Source organism: Jiangella alba (genome assembly GCF_900106035.1).
Taxonomy (GTDB): domain Bacteria; phylum Actinomycetota; class Actinomycetes; order Jiangellales; family Jiangellaceae; genus Jiangella; species Jiangella alba.
Genome location: NZ_FNUC01000003.1, coordinates 3,072,914 through 3,092,239, shown reverse-complemented (window position 1 = coordinate 3,092,239; position 19,326 = coordinate 3,072,914). Strand labels below are relative to the sequence as shown.

20 protein-coding genes are annotated in these 19,326 nt (G+C 73.8%); 7 read left to right on the top strand and 13 right to left on the bottom strand.

From position 1 onward, the window contains the following. Window positions 1-399: 399 nt before the first annotated feature. Window positions 400-687 carry a hypothetical protein gene (locus BLV02_RS35700; RefSeq protein ID WP_143045065.1) on the top strand — a complete coding sequence of 96 codons (288 nt, stop codon included), beginning with the start codon at window positions 400-402 and terminating at the stop codon, window positions 685-687. Here the strand turns inward: BLV02_RS35700 and BLV02_RS16670 are convergent. The 3 genes from BLV02_RS16670 to BLV02_RS16655 all read right to left on the bottom strand — a co-directional run bounded on the left by BLV02_RS16670 (window position 656) and on the right by BLV02_RS16655 (window position 4,218). Beyond that, a protein-coding gene (locus tag BLV02_RS16670) for an IS3 family transposase (RefSeq protein WP_171906923.1) occupies window positions 656-1,830 on the bottom strand; the annotation gives its coding sequence in 2 pieces (ribosomal slippage) (window positions 656-1,549 and window positions 1,552-1,830; 1,173 coding nt in all). The two genes, BLV02_RS35700 and BLV02_RS16670, sit on opposite strands and share 32 nt — an antisense overlap. Before the next feature lie 463 nt (window positions 1,831-2,293). Then, window positions 2,294-3,619 carry a ribonuclease D gene (locus BLV02_RS16660; protein WP_218133505.1) on the bottom strand — a complete coding sequence of 442 codons (1,326 nt, stop codon included), beginning with the start codon at window positions 3,617-3,619 and terminating at the stop codon, window positions 2,294-2,296. Continuing rightward, a complete protein-coding gene (locus tag BLV02_RS16655; RefSeq protein ID WP_069111595.1) occupies window positions 3,616-4,218 on the bottom strand; it encodes a DUF3000 domain-containing protein in 603 nt (200 codons plus the stop codon). The genes BLV02_RS16660 and BLV02_RS16655 overlap by 4 nt, the downstream gene beginning before the upstream one ends. A gap of 59 nt (window positions 4,219-4,277) precedes the next feature. Between BLV02_RS16655 and hemE the strand changes: the two genes are divergently transcribed. Continuing rightward, complete coding sequence (gene hemE / locus BLV02_RS16650; protein ID WP_069111949.1) at window positions 4,278-5,360, top strand: uroporphyrinogen decarboxylase; 1,083 nt, start codon at window positions 4,278-4,280, stop codon at window positions 5,358-5,360. Here the strand turns inward: hemE and BLV02_RS16645 are convergent. Then, the gene (locus tag BLV02_RS16645) at window positions 5,324-6,262 is read right to left on the bottom strand and encodes a DUF4349 domain-containing protein (RefSeq protein ID WP_069111596.1); all 939 of its coding nucleotides are present in this window, start codon (window positions 6,260-6,262) and stop codon (window positions 5,324-5,326) included. The two genes, hemE and BLV02_RS16645, sit on opposite strands and share 37 nt — an antisense overlap. A gap of 129 nt (window positions 6,263-6,391) precedes the next feature. Here BLV02_RS16645 and hemG point away from each other — a divergent pair, with 129 nt between their 5' ends. Further along, a complete protein-coding gene (gene hemG / locus BLV02_RS16640; RefSeq protein WP_216094232.1) occupies window positions 6,392-7,867 on the top strand; it encodes a protoporphyrinogen oxidase in 1,476 nt (491 codons plus the stop codon). Beyond that, on the top strand, window positions 7,864-8,568 hold the full coding sequence (gene hemQ / locus BLV02_RS16635) for a hydrogen peroxide-dependent heme synthase (protein WP_069111598.1): 705 nt from the start codon (window positions 7,864-7,866) through the stop codon (window positions 8,566-8,568). The genes hemG and hemQ overlap by 4 nt, the downstream gene beginning before the upstream one ends. On the opposite strand, the gene BLV02_RS16630 is transcribed toward hemQ, so the two are convergent. The 8 genes from BLV02_RS16630 to BLV02_RS16595 form a co-directional block, all read right to left on the bottom strand. Further along, window positions 8,565-9,281, bottom strand: a complete 717-nt coding sequence (locus BLV02_RS16630; protein ID WP_069111599.1) for a hypothetical protein — start codon at window positions 9,279-9,281, stop codon at window positions 8,565-8,567. The genes hemQ and BLV02_RS16630 overlap by 4 nt on opposite strands. Next, a complete protein-coding gene (locus BLV02_RS16625; RefSeq protein WP_069111600.1) occupies window positions 9,278-9,781 on the bottom strand; it encodes a SigE family RNA polymerase sigma factor in 504 nt (167 codons plus the stop codon). The genes BLV02_RS16630 and BLV02_RS16625 overlap by 4 nt, the downstream gene beginning before the upstream one ends. Before the next feature lie 64 nt (window positions 9,782-9,845). After that, window positions 9,846-10,289, bottom strand: coding sequence for a GNAT family N-acetyltransferase (locus BLV02_RS16620; protein WP_069111601.1), 444 nt, complete (start codon window positions 10,287-10,289; stop codon window positions 9,846-9,848). A 4-nt stretch (window positions 10,290-10,293) separates the two neighbouring features. Next, on the bottom strand, window positions 10,294-10,710 hold the full coding sequence (gene msrB / locus BLV02_RS16615) for a peptide-methionine (R)-S-oxide reductase MsrB (protein WP_069111602.1): 417 nt from the start codon (window positions 10,708-10,710) through the stop codon (window positions 10,294-10,296). A gap of 34 nt (window positions 10,711-10,744) precedes the next feature. After that, the gene (ligD, locus tag BLV02_RS16610) at window positions 10,745-11,791 is read right to left on the bottom strand and encodes a non-homologous end-joining DNA ligase (protein ID WP_069111603.1); all 1,047 of its coding nucleotides are present in this window, start codon (window positions 11,789-11,791) and stop codon (window positions 10,745-10,747) included. Beyond that, the gene (locus tag BLV02_RS16605; protein WP_141711585.1) at window positions 11,788-12,390 is read right to left on the bottom strand and encodes a hypothetical protein; all 603 of its coding nucleotides are present in this window, start codon (window positions 12,388-12,390) and stop codon (window positions 11,788-11,790) included. The genes ligD and BLV02_RS16605 overlap by 4 nt, the downstream gene beginning before the upstream one ends. 79 nt (window positions 12,391-12,469) lie before the next feature. Beyond that, complete coding sequence (locus BLV02_RS16600) at window positions 12,470-13,534, bottom strand: ATP-dependent DNA ligase (protein WP_069111605.1); 1,065 nt, start codon at window positions 13,532-13,534, stop codon at window positions 12,470-12,472. 32 nt (window positions 13,535-13,566) lie between these two features. Next, entirely contained in the window at window positions 13,567-14,253 is a 687-nt protein-coding gene (locus BLV02_RS16595) for a dihydrofolate reductase family protein (RefSeq protein ID WP_069111606.1), read from the bottom strand. Window positions 14,254-14,277: 24 nt separating this feature from the next. On the opposite strand from BLV02_RS16595, the gene zapE reads away from it, so the two are divergent. Beyond that, window positions 14,278-15,318, top strand: coding sequence for a cell division protein ZapE (zapE, locus tag BLV02_RS16590; RefSeq protein ID WP_069111607.1), 1,041 nt, complete (start codon window positions 14,278-14,280; stop codon window positions 15,316-15,318). Window positions 15,319-15,381: 63 nt separating this feature from the next. Beyond that, window positions 15,382-15,942, top strand: a complete 561-nt coding sequence (locus BLV02_RS16585; RefSeq protein ID WP_069111608.1) for a DJ-1/PfpI family protein — start codon at window positions 15,382-15,384, stop codon at window positions 15,940-15,942. Window positions 15,943-16,032: 90 nt separating this feature from the next. Here BLV02_RS16585 and BLV02_RS16580 read toward each other — a convergent pair whose 3' ends face one another. Then, window positions 16,033-18,342 carry a HelD family protein gene (locus BLV02_RS16580; protein WP_245737732.1) on the bottom strand — a complete coding sequence of 770 codons (2,310 nt, stop codon included), beginning with the start codon at window positions 18,340-18,342 and terminating at the stop codon, window positions 16,033-16,035. A gap of 43 nt (window positions 18,343-18,385) precedes the next feature. Here BLV02_RS16580 and BLV02_RS16575 point away from each other — a divergent pair, with 43 nt between their 5' ends. Continuing rightward, entirely contained in the window at window positions 18,386-19,228 is an 843-nt protein-coding gene (locus BLV02_RS16575) for a PPK2 family polyphosphate kinase (RefSeq protein WP_069111609.1), read from the top strand. Window positions 19,229-19,326: the final 98 nt, after the last annotated feature.

Genomic DNA, 19,326 nt, shown 5'->3' with positions numbered 1-19,326 from the left:
CCACCAGGAGAACACCGCCAACGCCCGCTACACGACGGCCACGTTCGGGGCGGTCACCCTGAGCTGAGGCGCGACCCCGGCACGCCCGCCCCCGGGCCGGCGTGCCGGGCCGCCCCGTCAGGTGGTCCCAGCCCGGCGCAACGAGCTTCCACGTAGTCGCGGTGGCGACAGCATGCTTCCACGTCGCTGCCGTGTGCTGGGCGTCCGACCGCTTCGCAATAGCACCTCTACGCACCACCCGCGAGGCACGACGTGATCATCAACGATCAGCGACATCATGGGCCCGCTCAATCGGTGGTTGCAACGTCGCGGGATGTGGGGTGGAGGTGGCGTGGTGGCGGCGAGGTTGTCGTTGTGGGAGCGGGAAGAGATCGCGGTGGGGCGGGCGCGGGATGAGTCGTGACCTCGATTGCGGTGCGGTTGGGGCGGGCGGTGTCGACGATTTCGCGGGAGATCGCGAGGTTGAGTTTCGAGTGGCTGGGTCAGCCGTATCGGGCGGTGGCCGCCGATGAGACGGCGCGGTTGTTCCGGGCCCGGCCCAAGCCGGGGAAACTGGTGGCGGACAGCCCGTTGCGCCGGGTGGTGATCGACAAACTGCGGCAGCGGTGGTCGCCGGAACAGATGGGTCTGCTGCACGGATTGGTGACGGCGGGTCTCAGGCGGCGAGTGCGACCTGAGTGGTGTTGATGGTCTCGTACTCGATCGGGGTGAGGCGTCCGAGGCGGGCTTGGCGGCGGCGTCGGTGGTAGGTGCGTTCGATCCAGGTGATGATCGCCAGGCGTAGTTCCTGGCGGGTGGCCCAGCGGCGGCGGTCCAGGACGTTCTTCTGCAGTAGCGCGAAGAACGACTCCATGGCGGCGTTGTCGCCGGCGGAGGCGACCTGTCCCATGGATCCGGTCAGGTCGTGGCGGGCCAGCTCGCGCAGGAACCGCCGGGACCGGAACTGCGACCCGCGATCGGAGTGCACGATGCACCCGGCCACGTCACCGCCGCGGCGCGCCACAGCGCTGGCCAGGGCGTTCACGGCCAGGCCCGACTTCATCCGGTTGCTGATCGAGTAGCCCACGATCCGGTTCGAGTACACGTCCTTGATCGCGCACAGGTAGAGCCTGCCCTCACCGGTGGGGTGCTCGGTGATGTCGGTCAGCCACAACTGGTTCGCCCTGTCCGCGGTGAAGTCGCGGCGCACGAGGTCATCGTGCGAGGGCGGGCCGGGGCGTTTGCCGTTCGTGCCGCGCTTCTTGCCGAACACGCTCCACCAGCCATTCGCGGCGCAGATCCGCCACATCGTGCGGTCACAGGCGTGATGACCACGCTGGCGTGCTTCGTCGCCCAACAGCCGGTAGCCGAACTCCGGGTCGTCACGGTGGGCGTCGAACAACGCGTTGGCCAGATACGCCTGCTCGAGCTCGCCAGCGGTGACCGGGTCGGCGAGCCACCGGTAGTAGGGCTGGCGGGCAAGGTTCAGAACCCGGCAGGTCACCGCGACCGGCACCCGGACAGCGGCGCCGGCGGCAGCAAGATCACGGACCAGCGGGTAGATCATTTTCCCGGCAGATGCGCCTGAGCGAAGTACGCCGCCGCGCGCCGCAGGACCTCGTTCTCCTGCTCCAACAACCGGTTACGGCGCCTCAACTCGCGCAACTCTGCCGACTCCGACGCGGTCGACCCGGGCCGGTGCCCGTCCTCGACATCGGCGGCATGCAACCAGTTACGCAGACACGACTCGCTGATCCCGAAGTCCTTCGCGACCTGCGCAACCGGAGCCTCCCCACGACGGGCCACGGCCACCACGTCGTCGCGGAACTCCTTCGGATGGGGTCTGGGCACGGCACACATCCTCCCAGCGGTGCCCTCCGGCACCACAGATCAGGTGTCACCTAACCGTGCGGCAGACCCCACGCCCCGAAACTTGGATGATCATGGGGCAACACCGGCCAGCGAGCGGCCAGCGAGCGATGACCCGAGCGGAGCCGGTCGCCACACCCGAAGCGGCCAGTGAGCGGCCAGCGGACCGGGACCAACAGCGGAGTCGGTAGCCGATCCCACCCAGCGAGGGCGAGAGGCCAGCGGACCCGCACCTCAGCAGAGGTGAGAGCCGGGCCCGTTTTTCAGCCGGCCCCCTGACGCTGCTTGAACGGGGGCGCGGGCGGCCGGGTCAAGCGGTCCTCCGTCGCGCGAAGCGCCAGGTCAGAGTCCGCTTGAGGCGGCCTCCCGCGCCCCCGACACTGGAGAGCAGCAGGGGGCAGGCCAACGCGGCAGATCAAGCCAACGCGTGCCCGGCGAACCGGGACTAAGCCGACGACCCAGGCGACTCGGCAGGCGGAGCCCCAGCATCGCCCGACTCCGACGCCGAACCCGACGCCGGAGCCGGACCCGACGCCGGAGCCGGACCCGACGCCGCTTCCGGCGGCTCCGGGTTCGCGAACGCCTCCGCGACCGCCTCCGCCGTCAACCCGATCTGCCACTCCCGGGCGCCGCGCCCGCGGAACAGCTCGGCCACGGCCTCTGCGGTGGGCGGTGTCGGCGGCTGCCAGGCGGCCCGGCGGAGGGTGTCGGGGGTGAGCAGGTTCTCGACCGGCAGCTGGTGGGCCTCGGCGATGGCCGTGACGCGGGCCCGGGCGGCGGCCAGCCGGGCGGCGGCGTCGGGCTGGCGGGCGGCCCAGGCGCGCGGCGGCGGCGGGCCGTCGTACGGGGCGGTCTGCGGCGGCAGCTCCTTGTCGGGCAGGGCACGTGCGTCGGCGACGGCGCCGAACCAGCGGGAGAGCTCGCGCCGCTGCGACCGGCCCCGGTAGACCGGCATCGCCGACATGGCGTCGGCGCTGGTCGGCATGGTCAGGGCGGCCTCGACGATGGCGGCGTCGGGCAGCACCCGGCCGGGGGAGAGGTCGCGCTGGCGGGCCAGCTCGTCGCGGGCGTACCAGAGCTGACGGACGACGGCGAGGCGGCGGCGGTCGCGGACGCGGTGCAGCCCGGACGTGCGCCGCCACGGGTCGGGGCGGGGCTCCTGCTGCGGCGCCGCGGCGATGGCGGCGAACTCCTCGTGCGCCCAGTCGAGCTTGCCCGCCGCGATGAGCCGCTCCTCGAGCGCGTCGCGCAGCTCGATCAGCAGCTCGACGTCGAGGGCGGCGTAGCGCAGCCAGTCCTCGGGCAGTGGCCGGGTGGACCAGTCGGCGGCCGAGTGGCCCTTCTCCAGTGCGTAGCCGAGCACGCTGTCGACCAGCGGACCGAGCCCGACGCGGGGGAGGCCGAGCAGCCGGCCGGCCAGCTCGGTGTCGAACAGCCGGGCCGGCTTCATGCCCACTTCGGCGAGGCAGGCGAGATCCTGCGACGCGGCGTGCAGCACCCACTCGGCGTCGGCGAGGGCGGCGCCCATGGCGGTCAGGTCGGGGACGGCGATGGGGTCGATCAGCGCGGACCCGGCGCCGTTGCGGCGCAGCTGGATGAGGTAGGCGCGGTGCCCGTAGCGGTAGCCGGAGGCGCGTTCGGCGTCGACGGCGACCGGCCCGTCGGCGGCCGCGAACGCCGCGATGGCGGCCTTCGCGGCGTCGGTGTCGGTGACGACGTCCGGAAGGCCGTCGCGCGGCTCCAGCAAGGGAGTCGAGGCGTCGTCCGTCAACGGTCCCGCCTACGACGTGTCGGTGGCATCGCGACGACGCCGGCCGGCAGCGGCACCAGCCCGGCCGCCGTCGTCAACGCGTCGCCCCAGGCCAGGGCGTGTGCGGTGAGGTCGGGCTCGAGCGGTGTCCAGGACGCGCGGATCTCGATCTCGGCGCTGGCCAGCTCGCCGGCCATGCCGCCGAACCCCTCGGACGCGACCCGGGTGACGGTGCCGCTGGCCGCGGTGTACGGCGCGGACCGGCCGGCCAGCGACTCGACGATCCACGTCCAGCCGACGGCGAGCAGCAGCGGGTCGGCGCCCATCTCCGGCTCGAGGCTGGCCCGCAGGTACGTGACCAGGCGGAACTCCCCGTGCCAGGCCTCCTGGCCGGCGGGGTCGTAGAGCAGCACCAGCCGCCCGGTGGCGGTGGCGTCCTCGTCGGCCTCGTCGACGAAGACGTCGGCGCTGAGCGCGTGCGTGTGCGGCGCCAGCCGCTTCGGGGCCGGGGTCTGCTCGAGGCGGACCTCCCGCCGGAACTGGGCGGACGTCAAGGAACGCACGGCACGCTCGAAGACAGCCGGTACCCCCGGCTGGAGACCCTCGGTGTCCCTTGCCACAATTGGCAGACTAGGCCCGTTTGACGGCCGCGTCAGGCAGGCACGCCCGCCATGCGACGATCAGTGATGTGACCGTGACCTTCGACGACAACGCCACCGCGCCCGCGGATCCGTCCGACAGCCTGTTCCTGCGCGCCTGCCGCGGCGAGCGCACGAGCCGTCCACCTGTGTGGTTCATGCGCCAGGCGGGACGTTCGCTGCCCGAGTACCGGCGGCTGCGCGAGGGCGTGCCGATGCTGGAATCGTGCACCCGGCCCGACATGGTGACCGAGATCACCCTGCAGCCGGTCCGCCGCTACGGCGTCGACGCCGCCATCTTCTACTCCGACATCGTGGTGCCGCTGCGGGCGGTCGGCGTCGACGTCGACGTGAAGCCGGGCATCGGGCCGGTGCTGGGCCACCCGATCCGGTCCCGCGCCGACCTCGACCAGCTGCGCCCGCTCGAGCCCGGCGACGTCGCGTTCGTCGACGAGGCGGTGCGCACGCTGGTGGGGGAGCTGGGCGGCACGCCGCTGATCGGCTTCGCCGGCGCGCCGTTCACGCTGGCGTCGTACCTCGTCGAGGGCGGGCCGTCGAAGAACCACGAGGTCACCAAGGCGCTCATGCACAGCGACCCTGAGCTGTGGCACGAGCTGCTCAGCCGGGTCGCCGGCATCTCCTCGACGTTCCTCGACGTCCAGGTGCGGGCCGGCGCGAGCGCCGTCCAGCTGTTCGACTCGTGGGCCGGCGCGCTGTCGGCCGCCGACTACGCCAAGTTCGTCCACCCGCACAGCGCCGAGGTCCTCGACAGCGTCATCGACGTGCCGCGCATCCACTTCGGCGTCGGGACGTCCGAGTTCCTGCCGCTCATGGCCTCGGCCGGCGCGGACGTCGTGGGCGTCGACTGGCGGCTGCCGCTGGACGAGGCCGCGCTGCGGGTGCCGGGCAAGCCGCTGCAGGGCAACCTCGATCCCGCGCTGCTGGGCGCCGACTGGCCGGTCGTCGAGCGCGAGGTGCACCGCATCGTGGCCGAGGGCCGGCGGGCGCCGGCGCACATCTTCAACCTCGGCCACGGCGTGCTCCCGACCACCGACCCGGACGTGCTGGCCCGCGTGGTCGAGACCGTTCAGGCGACGGGCGACTCCGGCAGCGGCGCCGGCTGACGCGTCCCCCGTCGCCGCTTGAGGATCTGCCAGGCGGGGACGCCGACCAGCGCCGCGACGGCGGCGAACGGCAGCACCGCACCGAGGCCGGTCAGGAATCCGCCGCCGACGGTGACGAACGCGTCCCAGCCGCCGGCCAGCCCGGCGAGGAAGCCGCCGTCGTCGTCGTCCGGCTGGGCCGGCTCGTCGCCGTTCTCGAACAGCTGCAGGGTGACGGTGGCCATCGCGGTCAGGTCGGCCAGCTGCTCCTGCCGGCTCAGCAGCGCGTCGAGGTCGGCCTCGCGGGTGGCCAGCTCGGACTCGATGCTGACGACGTCGGCCAGCGCGGTCGCCTCGGCCAGCAGAGCACGGATGCGGGCGATGCTGGCGCGCTGCGACTCGATGCGCGACGCGACGTCGACGACCTCCTGCGTGACGTCCTCGGTGCCGCGGCTGCGGCTGGAGACCTCGCCGAGCGCCTCGAGCTCGGCGACGGTGTTCTGGTGCTCGGCCGACGGCACCTTGAGCGTGAGGACGGCGTTGTCGTCGCCGTAGACCTGCTCGTCGGCGACGTACCCACCGGCGGCGACGGTGGCGGCCGCGGCCCGGTTCGCCGCGACGACGACGTCGTCGGTGGTGAGGGTGAGGTCGACGGTGTAGATGATCGACCGGCCGTCGACCGCGTTGGCGACGTTGGCGATGACGCCGCTGCCGGCCCCGTCGCTCTCGCCCTCGTCCTCGCCGCCCCCGGCGGCCCGGTCGCCGTCGCCGGCCGCGTTCTCCTGCGGCGCCTCGGCCGCCGGCGCGGGCTCGTCGGCCGCCGACGCGCCGCCGCTGTCGCTGTCGTTCCCGCCGCCGCAGCCGGCCAGCGCGAGCGCCGCCAGCAGCGCAGCCGCCGTCCCGAACGTCGTCCGTCGTGTCATGACGCCTCCCCGAGGTCGGTGTTGCCAGGTTCGACGGGACGGCCCGCGGCGGGGTTGCGGACCGGCTGGTCACGATCGGGGAACGACCTGGTCACGGGCGTGAGATGGGCGCATGGGATGCTGGGGCGCGTGAGCGGAGTGCGCGTGGCGGTCGTCGGTGGCGGGATCAGCGGACTGGCGGCGGCGTGGTTCCTGCGGCAGTCACTCGGGGCGTCGGCGCAGATCGTGGTGCTGGAGAAGCAGCCGGTCGTGGGCGGGCACCTGCGGGTGTCCGACGTGGCCGGGCTGCCCGTCGACGAGGGCGCGGAGTCGCTGCTGGCGCGCCGGCCCGAGGCGGTCGAGCTGGCCCGCGACGTCGGGCTCGGCGACGACATCGTGCACCCCGCGGCCGTCGGCGCCGGGCTGTGGAGCCGCGGCTCCATCGTCGCGCTGCCGGCCGGGACGGTCATGGGCGTGCCCGCCGACCCCGCGCGGCTGACCGGCGTGCTGACGCCGGCCGAGATGACGGCCGCGATCGTCCGCGACGCCGCCGACCCGCTGAGCGTGGACGGGGACGTCGCGATCGGCCGGCTGGTGCGGTCGCGGTACGGCGACGCGGTGGCCGACCGGCTGGTCGAGCCGCTGCTCGGCGGCGTGTACGCGGGGCGGGCGGACGAGCTGTCGCTGGACGCGACGGTGCCGGCGCTGGGCGCCGCGGCACGGACGGCGCAGTCGCTCGGCGAGGCGGTGTCGGCGGTGGCCGCGGGTCCGCCGTCGGCCCCGGGGTCTGCGGCGGCTCCGGCGTCTGCGGCGGCTCCGGGGTCCGCGGCGGCTCCGGCGTCCGCCGGGCCGGTGTTCGCCGGGCTGACCGGCGGCGTCGGCCGGCTGCCGGGTGCGGTGGCGGCGGCGTCCGGGGCCGAGGTGCGGACCGGCGTGACGGTGCGCTCCATCGAGCGGACGCCGGACGGCTGGCGGCTGGTGACCGGGCCGGTCCCGGAGCCGTCGGTGCTGGAGGTCGACGCGGTCGTGGTGGCGACGCCGGCGGTGGCGGCGGCCCGGCTGCTGGCGTCGGCGGCCCCGGTGGCCGCGGCGGAACTGGGCGGCGTCGAGGCGGCCAGCATGGCGATCGTCACGCTCGCGCTGCCTGCGGGCGGGTTCCCGACGGCGCCGTCGACGTCGGGGTTCCTGGTGCCGCCGGTGGACGGGCGGACGATCAAGGCGGTGACGTACTCGTCGGTGAAGTGGCCGTGGCTGGGTGGGCGGGCCGGCGGGCTGGTGCTGCTGCGCGCGTCCCTCGGCCGGCACGGCGAGGCCCGTGCCCTGCAGCGCGACGACGACGAGCTGGTCGCGGCCGCGCTGGCCGACGTCCGGGGCGCGACGGGCTACGCGGGTGGCGTCGTCGACTCGCGGGTGACCCGGTGGGGCGGGGCGCTGCCCCAGTACGCCGTCGGGCACCTGGACCGCGTCGCGCGCATCAGGGCCGCCGTCGAGCCCGTGCCCGGGCTGGCCGTGTGCGGCGCCGTGTACGACGGCGTCGGCATCGCGGCCTGCGTCGGGGCCGCCCGCGACGCCGCGGGGAGGGTGGGCGCGTACCTGTCGGAGCGGCGTGCCAGGATCGAGACATGAGCGACACCGCGTCCAAGCCGAAGGCCCGCGAGCTGAACCAGGTCATCCGCTACACCATGTGGTCGGTGTTCCGGCTGCGCGCGCCGCTCGGCGCCACGTCGCGGTCCGACCTCGCCGACGAGGTCACGGCGCTGTTCGCTGAGCTCGCCGCAAAGGACGTCGTCATCCGTGGCACCTACGACGTCGCCGGCCTGCGCGCCGACGCCGACCTCCTCATCTGGTGGCACGCACCGGCAATCGAGGACCTCCAGACGGCGTACCACCGCTTCCGCGGCACCGCGTTCGGCCGCCAGCTCGACCCCGTCTGGTCGCAGGCCGCCATCCACCGTCCGGCCGAGTTCAACAAGAGCCACATCCCCGCCTTCCTCGCCGATGAGGAGCCGCGCGCGTACGTGTCGGTGTACCCGTTCGTGCGGTCCTACGAGTGGTACCTGCTGCCCGACGCCGAGCGGCGCCAGATGCTCGCCGACCACGGCAAGATGGCCCGCGACTACCCCGACGTGCGCGCCAACACCGTCGCGTCGTTCTCCCTCGGCGACTACGAGTGGATCCTCGCCTTCGAGGCCGACGAGCTGCACCGCATCGTCGACCTCATGCGGCACCTGCGCGGCTCGACGGCGCGGCGGCACGTCCGCGAAGAGGTGCCTTTCTACACCGGCCGCCGGCTGGAGCTGCCCGACCTCGTGGCGGCACTGCCCTAACCGGTCACCTCGACCTCGATCGGCCCGCTGTACAGCGTGAAGGCGTCGACGAACTGCAAGGCGACGTAGACCTGATACGTGCCGGGCTCGAGCGGTTCGTCCTGCGGCTGGGTCACGTCACCTGGCGTGCACCGGCGCAGGAACGAGTGCACCGGATAGATGACGCTCTGCCCCTGCGCCAGCATGACTCCGTGGAGCGACGCCTGTTGTGGCCCCGGTTCCGTGACCACCGAGTCGTCGCGGACCACGTACGTGTCGGGGCCAGGCCCCGTCGCGCCGGTGAATGGTTCCTCGCTGACGTTGGTGATGGTGGCGGTACCGATGGGCTCGTCCCAGTCATCGGGGTCCACCGAGTCGTCGAGCTCGACGGTCATCCGCAGTGGTGAGTCGGGCGCGGGGCCCTGGTCTTTCACGATCCAGCCGCAGCCGCGCGACGTGAACGCCTGTTGCGGTCCGGGCGCCGGGGACTTGTCGACCGTCGGCAGGCCGCTCGGCGTCGAGCCGGCGGCCGGGGGCGCCGCGTCGTCACCCTGGTCGAGGAGGCCCGCAGCGGCCACCGTCGACATCGCGGCCGTCAGCATCACCGCGGCGCTTGCGGAGGCCACGCGGGTGCGCCGCCGGCGGGCGATGCGGCCGCGGATCCGGTCGAGGTCGAGGGCGCCGGGGCCGGGGGCGTCGGCGGCGAGGTCGTCGAGGCGGGAGCGCAGGGTCATCGCAGTTCCTCCGGCGCGTCGGTGAGCAGGGGTTCGAGACGGGCGCGGGCGTCGCTGAGGTGCCGCTTCACCGCGCCGGGCGCGCAGCCCAGCACGTCGGCCACCTGCGCCACCGAGAGGTCCTCGTAGTAGTGCAGCACCACGCAGGCCCGCTGCCGCGGCGACAGCGATGCCAGCGCGGACCGCAGGTCGGCGCCGTCGACGACGGCGATCTCGGGCCCGGCGACGTCGGAGCGGGCGGCGACGAGGTGCCGGACCCGCAGCCACCGGCCCGACCTGCGCCGCCCGTCGACGTGGATGGTGAGGATCGCGCGCCGCACGTACGCCTCGGCCGACTCCAGCGTCAGCCCGCGCGTCGTCCGGCCGAAGGCGCGCAGCAGCGCCTCCTGCACCAGGTCGGCCGCCTCGGCGGCGTCACCGGTCAGCAGGTAGGCGTAGCGCAGCAGCGCCTGGCCGCGGGTCTCCGCCAGATCGGTGAAGACGTGCTCCCAGCTCGCCACCCGCCACCTCCGCCCTCTCACCCACTAGGACGAACGGCGGGCCGATCCGGTTGGGGGACGGCCGTCAGCCGGTCGCCGGGCGGGCCATCGGCAGGTGCGGGATGTGGCCGTCGAGGAATTCGGGGCCGGTGACGGTGAAGCCGTAGCGGCCGTAGAAGCCAGCCAGCTGGATCTGGGCGGCCAGCACGCATCGACGCGGGCCGATGCGGTCCAGCGCGGCGTCCATCAGCCGCCCGGCCAGGCCGGCGCCGCGGGCGGACGGCGCCACGACGACCCGGCCGATGCGGGCCGCGCCGTCGGGGGCGTCGAGGATGCGCAGGTAACCGACCGGCTCGTCGCCGCGGGCCAGCCACAGGTGGACGGCGGACGGCTCGAGGTCGCGGCCGTCCAGCTCGGGATAGGGGTCGCCCTGCTCGACGACGAACACGTCGGAGCGCAGGCGCAGCAGCCGGTACAGCGTCGTCGCGTCGAGCCGGTCGATGGTCGCGGAGTGCAGGGTGAGGTCCACCGGCTCAGTGTGCCGGATCGCCTTCCCGCCGCTGCAGCGAGATGCCGTTGATGCAGTAGCGCAGGTCGGTCGGGGTGGCGAAGCCCTCGCCCCGGAAGACGTGGCCCAGGTGCGAGCCGCAGCGGGCGCAGCGGACCTCGGTGCGGACCGCGCCGAAGCTGCGGTCCTCGATGTACTCGACGCGGTCGTCGGCCAGCGGCTCGTAGAACGACGGCCAGCCGCACTGGGCGTCGAACTTGGTGGCGGACTCGAACAGCTCGGCGCCGCAGGCCCGACAGGAGTAGACGAACGGCTGGTCGTCGGCGTGCTCGAGCGGGCTGGTGAAGGCGCGCTCGGTGCCGGCCTCGCGCAGGACGTGGTACTCATCGGGCGTCAGCTCGGCCCGCCACTCGGCGTCGGTCTTCTCGATCTCGTAGCTCATACCTGGAAAACCCCCTGGACGATGGCGGTGTTCCCTAGTCGAAGGTGGCGCGGCGCGACGGCTGCACGCGCAGCGGCTCGCCGGGCATCTTCGGGTACTCCGGCGGGTACGGCAGGTCGCCGAGGTCGTGGTCCTTCTCGTCGCGGGCGGCGAGCTCGAGCAGCGGCTCCAAGGAGTACGCCACCTCGGTCACACCGGCGTGGAGGTCGCCGACGGCGGCGAAGCGGGCCGGCATGGTGGTGATGTCGAAGTCCTCGGGCCGGGCGTCGTCGACCTCGTCCCAGGACAGCGGCGCCGACACGGTGGCCCGCGGGCGGGGCCGCACGGAGTAGGCGGAGGCGATGGTGCGGTCGCGGGCCATCTGGTTGAAGTCGATGAAGATGCGCTCGCCCCGCTCCTCCTTCCACCAGTCGACGGTGACCTGGTCGGGCATCCGCCGCGCGAGGGCCCGCCCGAACGCGATGACGGCGCGGCGGGCCTGGACGAAGTCCCACTCGGGCCGGACGGGGACGTACAGGTGCATGCCGCGGCCGCCGGACGTCTTCGGGAAGGCGTCCAGGCCGAGCTCGCGCAGCAGCGCCCGGGCCTCGTGGGCGACGACCACGGCGTCGGCGTAGTCGGTGCCGGGCTGCGGGTCGAGGTCGATGCGCAGCTGGTCGGGGTGCTCGGCGTCGGGACGGCGGACCGGCCACGGGTGGAACGTCAGCGTGCCGAGGTTGGCCGCCCACACGACGACGGCCAGCTCGGTGGGGCACACCTCGTCGGCGGTGCGGCCGCTGGGGAACGCGACGGTGGCGGTCTCGACGTAGTCGGGGGCGCCCTTGGGGATGCGCTTCTGGTAGAACGCGTCGCCGCGGTTGTCCTGCCGCGTGGACAGCTTCGCGCCCTCGAAGACGCCGCCGGGCCAGCGCTCCAGCGTGGTGGGCCGCTCGCGCAGCGCGCCGAGGATGCCGTCGCCGACGGCGAGGAAGTACTGGACGACGTCGAGCTTGGTGAGGCCGCGCTCGGGGAAGTAGACCTTGCTGGGGCTGGACACCCGGACCTTGCGGTCGCCGACCTCCAGCTCGATGGCTTCCCTCATGCCGTCCCCGAGGTGGTGCCGTTGTCGGCGGGGCGCTCGGCCGGACGTTCGGCCGCGCGCCGGTCGCGTTCGGCCGCGTGCTCGGCCTCGACCTCGGACTCCCAGTCGGGTTCGCCCTTCGCCAGCAGGTGCAGCACCGGCACCTTGAGCCGTCGGCGGGCGCGGGCGGTCCAGTCGACGTGGAACAGTTCGGCGACGACGTGCGGGCGGGTGAGGATGATGATCTCGGCCGCGCCGCACTCCTGCGACAGCGCGCACAGGCGGTCGAGCGGGTCGGTGGCGGTCACCTCGCCGCCGGCCTGCGCGCCGGTCTTCGCGAACGCCTCGAGCGACTGCGCCAGCGACCGCTTGCTGGCGGCCCGGATCTCCTCGTGCACGCGCTCGAGGTCGGCTTCGTCGACGTACATGGCGGCGGTGCCCATGACCTCGCTGGCGGCGAGCGATCCGATGGTCGACTCGACCCGGCTGGCGGCGTCCTCGACCGGGATCAGGACGTGGTAGCGGACGGGTTCGGGTGTGTCGGCGTGCAGCGCCACGATCTGACGCGCGTCCCAGTCGGCAACGGGCTCTTCGACGAGCACCACGATGTTGTACGACATGGCGACCTCCCAGGGGTCGGCACCGGCGGGGTTGCACACCATACCGGCCTGCGTTCCATTCTCGCGCAAGGGCGGCGGATCAGCCCAGCACGTCCGCGAGGTCGAACTTGACCGGTTCCTCCAGTTGCGCGTACGTGCACGACTCGGGTTCGCGGTCGGGCCGCCAGCGGACGAACTGCGCGGTGTGCCGGAACCGCACGCCCTCCATGTGGTCGTAGCGGACCTCGACGACGCGCTCGGGGCGCAGTGGGACGAACGAGAGGTCCTTGCCGTTGCTCCACCGGCTGTACTCGGCGTTGCGCGGGGTGCGGGTGCCCTCTTCCTGCTTCGCCCACGACCACGGGTGGTCGTCGAACGACGTGACCAGCGGCTGCAGCTCCTGGAACAGCTCTTCGCGCCGCTTCATGGGGAACGCCCCGATGACGCCGACGCTGGCCAGCACGCCGTCGTCGCCGTAGAGGCCGAGCAGCAGCGAGCCGATGCGGTCGGGCCCGCTCTTGTGCACGCGGTAGCCGGCGACGACGCAGTCGGCGGTGCGCTCGTGCTTGATCTTGAACATCACCCGCTTGTCGGGCTCGTAGACGCCGTCCTGCGGCTTGGCGATGACGCCGTCGAGGCCGGCCCCTTCGAACTGGTGGAACCACTGCTCGGCCAGCGCCTTGTCGGTGGTGGCGGTGGTGACGTGGATGGGCGCCTTCGCGGCGGCGAACGCCTCGACGAGGGCGGCGCGGCGCTCGCGGAACGGCCGCTGGGTGTAGTCGTCGTCGCCGAGGGCGAGGAGGTCGAACGCGACGAACTTGGCCGGCACGGTCTCGGAGAGCATCTTGACGCGGCTGGCGGCGGGGTGGATGCGCTGCTGCAGCATCTCGAAGTCGAGGCGGTCGCCGGACTCGCCGACCAGCACGATCTCGCCGTCGACGACGGCGCGCGGCGGGAACTCGGCCTTCACCGCTTCGACCAGCTCGGGGAAGTACCTGGTCATCGGCTTCTCGTTGCGGCTGCCGATCTCGACGTCGTCGCCGTCGCGGAAGATGATGGACCGGAAGCCGTCCCACTTGGGCTCGAAGCTGAGATCGCCGTCGGGGATGCCCTTGACGGGCTTGGCCAGCATCGGCGGCACGGGCGGCAGGACCGGGAGTCGCATGGCCCCAGTGTGTACCACCGGGCCGACAACGGTCAGGACCGGCGCGCCACCCAGCGCATCAGCAGAGTGCCGTCGTCCTCGATGAGGTGCCCGAGCGACCAGTCGCTGTGCAGCGACGACGGCGCCTCGAGCAGGCGGTGCGACCGCCCGCCGACCATCGACGGCGTCAGCGTGTAGCAGAGCTCGTCCAGCGCGCCGGCCGCGACGATGGCGGCCAGCAGGTGCGGCCCGCCCTCGCACAGGATGCGGGTGAGGCCGCGCTCGGCCAGCGCCCGCACGGCGGCGGGGACGTCCAGCGACGCCTCGCCCGCGACGACGACGTCGGCGACCTCGCGGAGCGCCGCGAGCCGGTCGGGCGGCGCGGACGCGCAGGTCAGCACGATGGTCCGGTGCTCGGCCGCGGCGAACAGCGGCGCCGACGGGTCGAGGTCGAGGGTGCGGCTGGCGACCGCGATGGGCCGGTCGACCGGGCCGTAGTGCTCCGCGCGGACGGTGCCGGCTCCGGCCAGGACGACGTCGGCCAGCCGCCGCAGCAGCGCCAGCACGACGCGGTCGGGCGGGCTGGACACCGTCGCCGACCGTCCGTCGGGGCCCTGCGCGGCGCCGTCGAGGCTGGTCACCATGTTCGCCCGCAGCCAGGTGACGCCGCCGGACAGCGGCGGGTAGGCGTACGCGGCGTCGAGGTCGGCGGCGCCGCCGGGCGGATAGAGCTGCTGCACGGTGAGAACCTTACGATTGCTGCCATGCCGGACCGTCTCGCCGACCGTCGTCCGGACGTGCCGGCGGATCGGCTCGTCACGGACATGGTGCCACCGCCGCGGTTCCGTCACGTCGGATTCGACGGCTACCGCGCCGACCCCGCCGTCCCCAGCCAGGCCGAGGCGGTCGCGGCGGCGCGGGCCTTCGCCGCGGCCCTGGGCGACGGCGGACGGCGCCGCGGGTGGTTCCGCCGCGCCGCCGCGCCCGAGGGCGGCGGGCTGTACCTCGACGGCGGCTTCGGCGTCGGCAAGACGCACCTGCTGGCGTCGCTGTGGCACGCGGCGCCGGTGCCGCCGGAGCGCAAGCTGTTCTGCACGTTCGTCGAGCTGACCAACCTCGCCGGCGCGCTCGGCTTCGCCGCGACCGTCGAGGCGCTGTCCGCGCACCGGCTGGTCTGCGTCGACGAGTTCGAGCTGGACGATCCCGGCGACACCGTGCTGGTGTCGACGCTGCTCGGCCGGCTGTCCGAGCGCGGCGTCCGGGTGGCCGCGACCAGCAACACGCTGCCCGGCCAGCTCGGCGAGGGCCGGTTCGCGGCGGCCGACTTCCTGCGCGAGATCCAGGCGCTGGCCGCCCGGTTCGCCGTCGTGCGGGTCGACGGCGACGACTACCGCCACCGCGGGCTGCCGTCGGCGCCCGAGCCGGTGCCCGACGACCTGGTCGCCGCCAGCGCGACGGGGGAGGGCGTCACCCTCGACGACTTCGACGCGCTGGCCGGGCACCTGGCCACCGTCCACCCGTCCAGGTACGGACCACTGCTCGACGGCGTGCGGCGGGTGCATCTGCGCGGCGTGCGCACCGTCGACGACCAGTCGGCGGCGCTGCGGCTGGTGGTGCTGGCCGACCGGCTCTACGACCGTGACCTGCCCGTCGTCGCCGGCGGCGTGCCGCTGGACCGCCTGTTCACGCCGGAGCTGCTGGCCGGCGGCTACCGGAAGAAGTACTTCCGCGCGGTGTCCCGGCTGACGGTGCTGGGCCGCGACGGCGCCGCCACGCTCACGTCGCACCGGCCGCCCTGGCGGTGACGGACGGCGCGGGTGGAGACTGGCGAGGTGCCCAGTCCGTAGCGCGACGAGGAGGTCCGGCCCATGCCCAAGGTGCTCATCCTGACCGGTGACGCGGCCGAGGATCTGGAGTTCTTCTACCCCTACCAGCGGCTGCTCGAAGAGGGCTACGAGGTCGACGTCGCGGCGCCGTCGGTGAAGAAGCTGCAGTTCGTCGTGCACGACTTCGTCGACGGGTTCGACACGTACACCGAGAAGCCCGGCCACAGCTGGCCCGCCGACGTCGCGTTCGCCGACGTCGATCCGTCCGCCTACGTCGCCGTGGTCGTCCCCGGCGGGCGGGCGCCCGAGTACATCCGCAACGACCCCGACGCCCAGCGCATCGTCAAGCACTTCATGGACGGCGGCCTGCCGACGGCGGCCCTGTGCCACGGCCCGCTGCTGCTGGCGGCCGCTCAGACCCTGTCCGGACGGCGCTCGTCGGCCTACCCGGCCCTCGCCGTCGACGTCGAGACCGCCGGCGGCACCTTCGTCGACGGCGCCGGCGTGGTCGACGGCAACCTCGTCACCGGCCGTGCGTGGCCGGACCACCCGCAGTGGTTCGGTGCGTTCATGGAGCAGCTGCGCAAGGCCGCGCCGGTCTGACGCCTGCTACCGGCGAATGGTTGGCGGTTTGGTGGTGCCAGGGCGCCACCAAACCGCCAACCATCGATCCGGGCGGAGCACCGAGCGGGCTCAGGCGAGCATCGGCGGCAGCGGCTCGGCGTGCAGCAGCACCAGGCGCTGGGTGGGCCGGGTGACGGCGACGTAGAGGTCGGTGGCGCCGCGGACGGACTCGGCCAGTAGTTCGGCCGGTTCGACCACCACGACGGTGTCGAACTCGAGGCCCTTGGCCTGGCCGGCCGTCAGCACCGCCACCGGCGCGTCCAGCGCGTCGGCCGTCGACGCCCGCGAGACCGGCACCGGCAGCGCCGCGGCCAGCCCGCCGTGCACGTCGTCGAGCAGCGCCGCCGGCGCCAGCACCGCCAGTCGCCCGGAGCCGACGGCGGCCAGCTCGGCCGACACTTCGGTGACCAGCGACTCGACGAGGTCCAGCGACGACCAGACCGGCACCGTGCGCGGCTGCTCGCCGGTCGAGCGCACCGACGCGGGTGGCTCGAGCGCGGGGTCGATGGTGTGCAGCACGCGGGCCGCGAGGTCCATGACCTCGCTCGGCGTGCGGTAGTTGACGCTCAGGGTCTCCTGCCGCCACCGGCCCGGCACGTGCGGCTCGAGCACGTCGGCCCACGACCGCGCGCCCGCCGCGGCCCCCGTCTGCGCGATGTCGCCGACGACGGTCATCGAGCGGCCCGGCGCCCGGCGCATGACCATGCGCCACGCCATGGGCGACAGCTCCTGCGCCTCGTCGACGATGACGTGCCCGAACGCCCACGTGCGGTCGAGCCCGGCCCGTTCGGCGACGCTGCGCCGGGTCTCGGCCCCTCGGTACCGCTGCGCCACCAGCGACGGGTCGACCGGGATCTCCAGCTCCAGCTCGTCCAGCAGCTCGCGGGCGTACTGGATCTCGGCCTCCTCGCGCTGCCGGGCCAGCCGGGCCGCCTCGTCGGGGTCGTCCAGTTCGCCGAGCAGCTCCGCGGCCTCGTCCAGCAGCGGCACGTCGGACGTCGTCCACGGCAGGTCGGGCTCGCGCGCCAGCAGCGCCCGCTCGGCCGCCGTCAGGTCGGCGCCGGCCGAGGCCAGCAGCGACGGCGACGCGAACAGCTCGCCCAGCAGGCGCTCGGGCGTCAGCGCCGGCCACAGCTCGTCGATGACGGCGGCGACGGCGGGCTCGGCGGCGAGGTCGGCGCGGATCTCGGCGAGGTCGTCGTCGTCCAGCGACTCGCCCAGCACCCGGGCCTGCTCGTCGGCGAGGTGGTGCAGCAGTTCGCGGACGAACACCCGGCGGGCGACGTTGTGCGGCTTGCGGGCGCGGCGGGCGCGGGTGCGGGCCGCCCGGACCGCCGACGGCGCCAGTGTCAGCTCGACGCGGTCGACCTTCAGCTCGACCGGCCCGGGCAGCAGCCGCTGCCGGTCGCGGACGGCGACGGCGACGACGGTGGCCATGCGGGGGTCGCCCTTGACGACGGCGACGTCGGCGGGGTCGTCGCCGCCGGCCTCGACGCCGGGCACCAGCTCGCCGACCGTCGCCAGCACGACGCCGGTCTCACCCAGCGACGGAAGGACCTGGTCGATGTAGTGCAGGAACGTGCGGTTCGGCCCGACCACCAGCACGCCGCTGGAGCCCAGGCGGTCGCGGTGGGTGTAGAGCAGGTACGCCGCGCGGTGCAGCGCCGCGACCGTCTTGCCGGTGCCCGGCCCGCCCTGCACGACCAGCACGCCGCCCAGCGGCGACCGGATGATGCGGTCCTGCTCGGCCTGGATGGTCGCGACGATGTCGGACATGCGGCCGGTGCGGTGCTCCGTCAGCGCTGCCAGCAGCGCCGCCTCACCGCGCAGCGTGCCCTGGCCGCCGGACGGCATCGCCGCGAGGTCGAACACCTCGTCGTCGACGGCGAGCACCCGGCGCAGCCTGGTCTGGATGTGCCGCCGCCGGACCAGCTCGCCCGGGTCGGCGGCCGTGGCCCGGTAGAACGGCTCGGCCGCGGGCGCCCGCCAGTCGACCAGCAGCTGGTCGTAGTCGTCGTCGGTCAGCCCCATGCGGCCGATGTAGCTCGTCTGCCCGTCGCGGAAGTCGAGCCGGCCGAAGCACAGCCCGCGGTCGACCGACCCCAGCCGCTCCAGCCGCTCGACGTCGCGGGCGACGAACGCCTCGCGGTCCCACACCGACGCGTGCGTGCCGCCGTGCTCGCGGTACAGCGTGGCCAGCCGCGCCGTGAGCCGCTTCTTCAGCTCGTCGAGCCGGTCGTACAGGTGGGTGATGTACGGCTGTTCCTCGTCGACGGCGTCGTCGTGACCGGCCGCCGGCCGGATGGCCGCGTCGTGCTTCTCGGCGTCGATGTCGTTCCCTTTCCGAAGCCGTTCGGTCCAACCGGACCGAATCGTCAAGTGTAGCGGCCCCCGCCCTGACCCCCTCCGTTACGCTGAATCGATGACTCAGCCGACGTGGTCGTCGCTCCTTCGTCTCCCGTCCGGGCCGGTCGACCTCTCGGCGCTCGACCCCCGCGCCACGCCGGGCTTCGACGGCAGGAAGGCCGACGGCCAGGCGGCGCTGCAAGAGCTCGGCCCGGTCATCTCCGACCTGCAGGAACGGCTGTTCGCGGCCGGCCGCAGCGGCGGCGTGGAGCGGCTGCTGCTGGTCCTGCAGGGCATGGACACCTCCGGCAAGGGCGGCACCATGCGCCACGCCGTCGGGCTGATGGACCCGCAGGGCGTCAGCATCCGGGCGTTCAAGGCGCCGACGCCCGACGAGCGGCGCCGCGGCTTCCTCTGGCGCATCCGCCAGGCGCTGCCCGACGCCGGCCAGGTCGGCGTGTTCGATCGCAGCCACTACGAGGACGTGCTGGCCGCGCGGGTGCGCAAGCTGGCCCGCCCGGCCGTCGTCGAGTCGCGCTACGACGCCATCAACGACTTCGAGGGCGAGCTGGCCGCGTCCGGCTGCGTCGTCGTCAAGGTCATGCTGCACATCTCCGCCGGCGAGCAGCGCGACCGGCTGGCCGAGCGGCTGGAGAACCCGGCGAAGTACTGGAAGTACAACCCCGGCGACATCGACGACCGCAAGCTCTGGCCCGACTTCCAGCAGGCCTACGAACTCGCGCTCGAGCGCTGCAACACCGGCGCCGCGCCCTGGCACGTCGTCCCGGCCGACCGCAAGTGGTACCGCAACCTGGCGGTCACGCAGTTGCTCATCGAGCACCTGCAGGCGCTGGATCTGGGCTGGCCACCGGCCGATTTCGACGTCGAGGCCGAGAAGGCGCGGCTCGCGGCGTCCTGACCCGCGTACGCCGGCGGGCGTAGCCGGCGGCGGCCGGAGTACGCAGATCTGCGTAGTCGGTGCCGTTCCGGAGCGGACGACCCGCACCCCCGCACGGG